The 8678-nt window shown below is 47.8% G+C and carries 7 protein-coding genes; all 7 read right to left on the reverse strand.

Features of this window, described 5'->3' with window-relative positions; translation table 11 throughout:
- Positions 1-162: 162 nt before the first annotated feature.
- Positions 163-288, reverse strand: a complete 126-nt coding sequence (locus FS806_RS24500) for a helix-turn-helix domain-containing protein (protein ID WP_144941905.1) — start codon at positions 286-288, stop codon at positions 163-165.
- A gap of 217 nt (positions 289-505) precedes the next feature.
- Positions 506-2335: a glutamine--fructose-6-phosphate transaminase (isomerizing) gene (glmS, locus tag FS806_RS24505; protein ID WP_144941907.1), complete on the reverse strand. Its 1830-nt coding sequence runs from the start codon at positions 2333-2335 to the stop codon at positions 506-508.
- A 1265-nt stretch (positions 2336-3600) separates the two neighbouring features.
- The gene (glmM, locus tag FS806_RS24510; protein WP_144941909.1) at positions 3601-4941 is read right to left on the reverse strand and encodes a phosphoglucosamine mutase; all 1341 of its coding nucleotides are present in this window, start codon (positions 4939-4941) and stop codon (positions 3601-3603) included.
- A gap of 49 nt (positions 4942-4990) precedes the next feature.
- Positions 4991-6220 carry a CdaR family protein gene (locus tag FS806_RS24515; protein ID WP_144941911.1) on the reverse strand — a complete coding sequence of 410 codons (1230 nt, stop codon included), beginning with the start codon at positions 6218-6220 and terminating at the stop codon, positions 4991-4993.
- The gene (gene cdaA, locus FS806_RS24520) at positions 6213-7037 is read right to left on the reverse strand and encodes a diadenylate cyclase CdaA (RefSeq protein WP_144941914.1); all 825 of its coding nucleotides are present in this window, start codon (positions 7035-7037) and stop codon (positions 6213-6215) included. The genes FS806_RS24515 and cdaA overlap by 8 nt, the downstream gene beginning before the upstream one ends.
- Positions 7038-7169: 132 nt before the next feature.
- On the reverse strand, positions 7170-7775 hold the full coding sequence (locus tag FS806_RS24525) for a zf-HC2 domain-containing protein (protein ID WP_144941916.1): 606 nt from the start codon (positions 7773-7775) through the stop codon (positions 7170-7172).
- A 65-nt stretch (positions 7776-7840) separates the two neighbouring features.
- Positions 7841-8413, reverse strand: coding sequence for an RNA polymerase sigma factor SigW (sigW, locus tag FS806_RS24530; RefSeq protein ID WP_144941917.1), 573 nt, complete (start codon positions 8411-8413; stop codon positions 7841-7843).
- Between the last annotated feature and the right edge of the window lie 265 nt (positions 8414-8678).

An 8678-nucleotide genomic window follows, 5' to 3' on the forward strand; every position in this document is an offset into this window, starting at 1 on the left:
ATACGTTTGTCTTTCGTCGACCTGATAGCCGCTTTTACCGCTTGAATTTCTGGATTCTGGTTATCAGCATGAAGGGGATTTTTCACTCGGATCGCCTCCCACGGGTAACAAGGTTTTACCTGTAGGTATTAGACATTTGTTTCCAAAATCCTTTAATGCCATTTATAAACAAACCCCACGTTCAATATCACTAAGCGTTCCTTGCGAAACGCCGATTTTCAGTGCAAATTCTTTCTGATTCAACTCATGCGATTTTCGGATAGTTCTAACTTTCTCGCCCAGATTCAAACCGGATCAACTCCAAAAAAAGAAAATAACCCCGCAAATATTCCATTTACGGGGTTCATGCTCATGATGTCTGTTTTATCGGAGTAAATGCTGAAACACCCAGCAGTCTAATACTTTATTTACTCAGTCTACAACTTCATTTTCACAGTCTAACACTTTATTTTTCAGTCTAATTCTTTATTTTCTCTGAACAAATTTTCCTTCACTCAACTCTATCTCACTCCACTGTCACGCTCTTGGCGAGATTGCGGGGCTTATCTACATCGTTTCCTCTAGCCAAAGATGTGTAGTAGGCCAGCAGTTGAAGCGGAATAACCGAGAGAGCAGGCGTCAACAGGGATAGGGTTCTTGGCAGGTAGATGGCGGCATCCACGAATTCAGACAGCTCCTCATTTCCCTCCAGCCCAACTCCGATGACATAAGCCCCTCTGGCTTTAACTTCCTTGATATTGCTTAATGTCTTCTCCAGCAGTTCCTCCTGCGTAGCCAGAGCGATTACCGGGACTCCTTCCTCGATCAAGGCCAGCGTTCCATGCTTAAGCTCGCCGGCAGCGTAGGCTTCTGAATGAATGTAAGAAATTTCCTTTAATTTCAAGGATCCTTCCTGGGCAATAGCAAAATCGAGACCTCGGCCAATGAAGAACAAGCTATTATGAGCCGCAATTTGCTTCGCAAATGACTCCATCTTAGCGGATTGTTGAAGAATATTCTCAACCTGCTCCGGCAGCTCTTGTAATGCCGCTATCGTCTTGCGAAGATCTTCCGCCTCAATTGTACCCAACACCTCGGCTAAGTATAATCCGAACAGATAGAAAGCAATTAATTGGGAAGTATAAGCTTTCGTTGAAGCAACGGCGATTTCCGGTCCCGCCCATGTGATGATCACGTCATCTGCTTCTCTGGCAACGGAGCTGCCGACCACATTGGTAATGGCCAGTACCCGGGCTCCTTGTCTTTTGGCCTCCCGTAGGGCGGCCAGCGTATCGGCCGTTTCCCCCGATTGGCTCACCACTACAACCAGCGTATCCTTCGTAATAATGGGAGAGCGATAACGATATTCCGATGCTACATCAGCCTCTACCGCAACTCGAGCCAGCCGTTCAATCACAGATTTTCCAACCAAACCGGCATGATAGGCCGTTCCACATGCAACTACATGAATATTACGAATGCTTCGGATTTGATCCTCAGTCATCCGGATTTCATCAAGCAAAATCTTACTTCCATCAGCATTAATCCTGCTTCCCATCGTATCCCGATAAGCTTTGGGCTGCTCGTGGATTTCCTTCAGCATGAAGTGATCGTATCCGCCTTTTTCTGCAGTGGCGATGTCCCAATCGACATAAAATAATTCCCGGGAAATAATATCTCCCTCTAAAGTCATTAATTCGACATCATCTCTCGTCAAAACGGCCATTTCCCCATCGTTCAAAATGTAAATATCCCGAGTGTATGCCAAGACAGCAGGGATATCCGAGCCAATAAAATTTTCTCCTTGGCCAACACCAATAATCAATGGGCTGGCTTGCCGAACTGCCACCAGCTTATCCGGTTCGTATTCCGTAATTACCCCAAGAGCATACGCTCCGCGAAGACGTTGGACCGCCTTCTGCACCGTCCGGACAATATCGCCATCATATAACTCAGCAATCAGATGGGAAATGACTTCCGTATCCGTCTCGGAGACAAAACGATGTCCTTTACCGATCAGCTCTTCTTTCAAAGAGAGATAATTTTCAATAATACCGTTATGAACGACGGAAAATTTCATCGCATTGTCGGTATGGGGGTGAGAATTAACATCTGAGGGCTTCCCATGAGTGGCCCATCGGGTGTGTCCGATTCCCACGCTCCCGTTCAGAGGATCTTCCTGCAGCCGGGATTCCAATACGGCCAGACGCCCCTTCGCCTTCTTCACCTCCAGTCCGTTCGAGGTAAAGACAGCTACGCCTGCAGAATCGTACCCCCGGTACTCCAGCTTCTTAAGGCCGTCCAGCAAAATGGTTTGCGAATTCCGATCTCCAATGTATCCTACAATTCCGCACATAAATAAGATCCCCTCTCGATATGTTCGTCTTCTGACGATTGTCAAAGAATGCATAGCTTAAGCTAGAGGGTGCGATTCTCGCATCCTCGCCTTGCCTTCACTATGGAATCAAGATGGACTCTTGTTCACCCGGTCACCCGGATGGTTTGCCGTCCAACTTACGGCAGTTGATGGCTGCCGGAAGGTCCCCGCCGAAAACTTCGAACACCTTCACCTCGTCAACTTGCCGGCTTTATCCCCTGAATCATAAGGATGATCCCGGGAATCTCCGCAGCCTGCACAAGTTCTGGCGCTATTGTAATTGCTGCTTCTCCCCACCTTTCTACATATGAGTAAAAAATCTAATATACATAATATTGATTTTTGTGTCCCAACGCAACTCTCTTAACCAAATTATTGAAAAACGGTAGATTAGTCGCAAGCTAAACACCTGCTTTCCCATCAAACATCTTACAACATTTAATCATCTGTTCTCACTTTATAGAACCTTTTAGCATCTCCCACAGCACCTTAATTTACCGCCATTAACCCAAACCTGAATTCCGCTCTTTACTTCCATTGTCCTATAGGTTATTTTTTACAAAAAATGGTTTTAATCATATCTCAGCTCGTTTAGGCCTTTTGGAATACAATGAGTGAACTCGTTCAGCTTAGCTGAACATCGAGTAATCAGATGGAGACTCTACTCCACCTGATTTAGAGCCCACCTATAGAGGTGGGGGTCTTAACCCGATAATACATTACAAACATCGGGATAAATGTGAGGCTTCCTGCGGCTTTGACAGAAAAGCCTGCAATTTTACATCTTTTGAACGGGTTATGGTTTCGTTGGGAAAAATTGCTGCAAAAATACATGCTTTTGAGCCTCAAATTGAAGAAATGCCTCTTATCACCTGAAATTCGTGTATTTTTGCAGTCTTTTCCCTTACAACAGGCGTTTTCCGTGAAAAAAGATCCACTTTTGCATCTTTTGTGGTTTTGTAACGTTACGATGAAATTCTTCTAGAGGGCCCGTAAGACCCAGTGCGAAAAAGACGAAGGCCGCTAACCTTGGAGAACGGTTGAAGGCATATAAACCAAACCGTACCGGTATTAGAGGTAGCTTTTTATGCCAATAGGAATCCTTGTTCTTCACCTATTAATCCTATGTGATCAAAAAAAGCCCTGCGCGGCCCGGGAATAGGTCCCTTAGACTCGCAGCAAGGCTGATCTTGTCTTTATAAGTATATTGGATTAGACCTGGATCTTAATAAAATCAATTAAAACTAACATAACTCCTTACGGATGACCTCCGCAATTTGGTTGCCGTAGTCCTCAATCAGAGCTTTATCCGGACCTTCTACCATGACCCGCACCAGCGCCTCGGTACCGGAGGGACGAACCAGAACCCGGCCGTCTTCTCCGAGCTTCGCCTCCACCTCTTGAATGGCTTGTGCAATAGACTCATTCCCAGCCAGCTTGCTCTTGTCCGTTACCTTCACATTGATCAGCACCTGAGGAAATTTCTGCATCTTAAGCTTTAACTCGCTTAATTTTTTGCCTGATTGAATAACGGTATCTACAAGCTGCAGAGCGGACAGCATTCCATCTCCGGTCGTATTGTAGTCCAACAGAATGATATGGCCGGACTGCTCGCCGCCGATGTTGTAACCGCCCTTGCGCATTTCCTCCATCACATAGCGGTCCCCGACAGCCGTCTGTGCTGTATTGAATCCAAGCTCTCTGGCCGCTTTGAAGAAGCCCAGATTGCTCATCACGGTAGTTACCACCGTATTTTGCTTCAATCGGCCATCCAGCTTCATCGCTTCGCCGATTATCGTCAGTATATAATCTCCATCCACCTCTTCGCCCTTATCGTCAATGGCAATAAGGCGATCGGCGTCCCCGTCGAAGGACAAGCCTAGATCGGCACCGTGACGCAGAACTTCCGCAGCCAGCGCTTCAGGGTGGGTGGAGCCGCACCGGTCGTTGATATTCACTCCGTTAGGTGCATCTCCGATGCTAATTACCTCTGCCCCCAGCTCCCGGAAAATCTTGGGCGCCAGCTCATAGGCTGCGCCATGGGCGCAATCCAATACGATCTTCAAACTGGAGAAGGACGATTTGACAGTTGTCTTAATATAGTTGGAATACTCATATTTAGCTTCCTCATCATCCGTAACGGTGCCCACATTCGCCCCCGTCGGCCGGGGGAGCTGGTCTTCCCCGGCTTCCAGCAGCTTCTCAATTTCGAGCTCCGTCTCATCGGACAGCTTGAAGCCATCCCCGCCGAAGAACTTAATCCCGTTGTCCTCAACCGGATTATGAGATGCCGAGATCATGACCCCGGCGTCCGCCTTAAGCTTGCGGGTCAAATACGCGACCCCCGGTGTTGTAATCACACCAAGCCTAATTACATCCGCTCCGATAGAGAGCAAACCGGCAACCAATGCAGCCTCCAGCATAGGGCCGGAAATGCGTGTATCCCGGCCGATCAGTACTTTAGGACGGTTCACCTGCCCCGCGAGTACGAAACCTCCGCAGCGGCCAATCTTGTAGGCTAGCTCCGGGGTAAGCTCTTCATTCGCAATCCCCCGGACTCCGTCCGTGCCAAAATATTTCCCCATATATAATTTCTCCTCTTATTAGCTTAATTAATGTTTCTTCCTTCACTTGCTACTTTTCTTTAACTTCAACCGTTGCCTTGATTTCCTGCTGTTCTGCAGCTTTCTTAATGAAAGGCGGCAAATTCAAGTTAATCGGCAATTCGTATTGACCCGGCGGAAGATTGCTGACATCGACAACAGCTTGCAGGTCCGCTGCTTTCATCTGATTGAGCAGCTCGGGCGCTCCTTCCAGCGTGACATCCAGCTTTCCGGTTTCCGGAGTCACCAGATTAGCGACCAGGTTGTCCCCGACTCCAACTATCTCTATCTTGTGATTGGTAAAGGTCCGTGTCGCCGAAGGGGCGATTTCCACCGCAACCTCCACTTTCGTCGGATTGAGATTAATGATCTGGGCTTTCGGAACAAGATCGAGCGTTATCGTTTTGGACTCGTGCATGCCCGTCAAATCGATCTGCGGTCCTTCGTAAAATTCCATCTGGTCCAGGACCTCTTGAGGAGCGAATACCGTGACCTGCTCTACGCTCTGCTTCACCGACAACACGCTATATCCCGGATCCGGCTGGCCGACAAGCTTGATCTGCAGAGGCATCAGCTTGAACGGACTGGTCACCGGAACCTCCACATCCACTACTCTCGGGCTTACCTCGAGATCGTCCATCGGATTCCCGTCCTTGTCGTATACCGTTAATGTAACCTGCTTGCTCACTGATGAGTTGGCTCCGTCCACGTTGACTTCGGCCCGCGCCGAATCGACATCGTCCAGACGACTTTCAGGCACGGTTACATATACACGGCTCGGGGAGACAATGGGATTCCCCACTTTAAACCCTTCTGCAGGTATCCCTACAGGAGTTATTATAACATCCACTTCTTTCATTTGCTTCTCTTCGATGACCACTCTGACCGCTTGGGGAATAATCTCCGCGGTTACGTTATCCGGCAGGCCCGAAGAATGAAGGAAGACGGTGTACGTTCCGGACGAATATTTGGTCAAATCCGCCTTGACCTTAAAGGATTTGATAGAGGCCTTCTTCAAATCCGAGGGCTTCCCTCTGAGGATAACGGCGACTTCCGAAGGATCTATCAAGGAAACCTTATATTGGCTTTCATCATATTCCGCTTCAATTTTCACATTGTTGTATCTTAAATCACCGGTCAGATTGCTTACCGATCCACCGGGGCTCTGCACATCGATGCTGCGTACAACAGCCCATAACAGTACTCCGAGCAGAAGGGCGATGATTTTAACGACGGTATTATTTCTCAGCCATTTATCCATTCTGCTTCCGCCCCCATTTCCAGAAGGAGCCCCTCTTGGCTTTAGCCGGTGTCTTTAACTCCTCGTACAGTTTGGAGATCAGCGACTCCTCCTTGATATCTCTCACGACCAGACCGTTAAGGGCAAGCGAGATCTGGCCCGTCTCCTCCGACACGACAACACTGATCGCATCCGAGACTTCACTCATTCCTATCGCCGCCCGGTGCCGGGTACCCAATTCCTTGCTTATAAACGGATTTTCAGAAAGCGGCAGATAGCATCCCGCCGCCATAAGCCGGCTTCCGCGAATAATTACTGCGCCATCATGCAGGGGGGTATTCGGAATGAAAATGTTAATCAGCAGCTCGGCACTGATTTCCGATTCGACCCGTGTCCCGGACTCGATATATTCGTTCAATCCCGTCTGTCTTTCGAACACGATTAAAGCGCCGATCCGCCTGCGGGATAAATTCATGATGGTCTTCATGATCTCGCTGATGATTCGGTTAATCTCCTGATTCTCCTCGTTCGATGAACGGCTGAACAGCTTCCCGCGGCCCAACTGCTCCAAGGCGCGTCGAAGCTCAGGCTGGAAAATGATCAGAACGCCCATCACCCCGAACGTAAACATCTGATTCATCATCCACTGCAGAGTGTTCAACTGAAACCAGAGACTAATGCCCCAGGCAATGAACACCACGATAATCCCTTTCAACAGTTGAATCGCACGCGTGCCCCGAAGAAGGAGAATTAATTTATAAATTACGTAGCTTACAATCGTTATATCGACTATATCTTTAATGGAATCTTTGAGCGTTAGGTCGGTAAAGTAATCCATTAGCGTTCCCCCATTGGAACCGAGTAAAATCAGCGGATTCCTTTGTCTCTTTATATTAAATCATATCATATTTTCAACAAAAAACCTCCCCTTTATGAAAATAAGTGGGAGGTTGGAAAGCCACACCGGCAATCACTTGGAAAACAAGGAGAACGCTTCATTCAATTTAAACCACAGCCAGCCAAGCGCTTGGTCAATTTCTTTGATTTGGCCGGATATGGTAGCCGTTGAAGCCAACTGATAGCTTCCGTCAACGACCACTACGCTTCCCTCAACATCCCCTTCAATCTGGATATTGCCGTTCTTCACCATTAAGTCGCCCACTATGGTATGTCCGGCCGGCACATACACGGTGTTTCCTTTAATCACCACTTGGTCGAGGTTCTTTCCCTTGACGACGAAATCCGTATCCTGGTTCCAAAGGGTTAGAAAGCTGCTCAGCATAACGAGCAAAAAAACGGAAGCTACAGATATGGCTGGATGGCGTTTAATCCATTCGATCCAACGATTTGTCTTTCTTGATTCCGGGAGGCTGGCCATAATTCGGCTGGTCAAGCCGTCAGGTGCAGAGATGCGAGGCATCGACCGGATCATCGCTTCGGTGCGCTCCATCTGCTTAAACCTTTGCTTGCAGTCAGGGCATGCTATAAGATGCTCTTTCAACTCAAGCGACTCAGCCCTGTCTAGATTCCCATCCAAATAGTCGTGAATCCATCGGAGGGCTCCCTTGCAATCCATATTGAACTGCCCCTTTCCTCCATTGTTTATTACCATACGAAACAAACTACAGAATGTTTCATTTATTAATCGCCAAATTCCGGTGACAATCTTTTACGTAAATATTCACGTCCCCGATGTACCCTTGTCTTTACGGTCGTTACAGGCATATCCAACACTTCCCCGATTTCCTGCAGCGACAGATCGTGCAAATAACGGAGGATTACAACCGATTTATATTTTTCTGGCAGCATGTCGATGGCTGAACGAATTTGCTGCTGAGTTTCGGACAGAAGAATCTGCCCTTCCGGTGAAACATCATCACTAGGCAGCATTGAATACCAATCAGCGCCTTCCCCGTCCGGCATTTCCGCATCTAAAGAGTAATTTGCTTTGCGCTTGCGCAGTTGGTCAATACATAAGTTGGTGGCAATCCGGTAAATCCAGGTGGAAAACTTCTGTTTTTCATCATACCGGTGCAAATTTTTATATACGCGCAGAAAAGTCTCCTGAACAATATCCTCAGCGGCATGGGCTTGGCTAAGCATGCGATAGGCCAGATGATAAATTCTATCTTTATATAGGTACACTAACTCCGCGAATGCTTTGCGGTCTCCATTGCGGGACAGCTCAGCTAGTCGCGTTTCCACATAATTCACTGCCATTCCCCCAGCAAGCGGCGCCTCAATATGAACGCAGCTTAATTGCATAACAGCATCTTTGCCCGACCCGCTCCATTCCCAGGATGACAAGAATGGACTTCATCATGTGACTCTATCCTATTGGCAAGGCAAGGATCCTTATAAACACTTCAACTAGTATCGTAATCGAATTTACCCAAAAAAGCAAAATCAGAACCACCCGTCAAACGGGTGGTTTGCTCTTGGGGTATAACCCCTTGTTGCCAAACTGCGCCTAAAGACG

Source organism: Paenibacillus sp. 32O-W (assembly GCF_007679495.1).
GTDB classification, from domain to species: Bacteria; Bacillota; Bacilli; order Paenibacillales; family NBRC-103111; genus Paenibacillus_L; species Paenibacillus_L residui.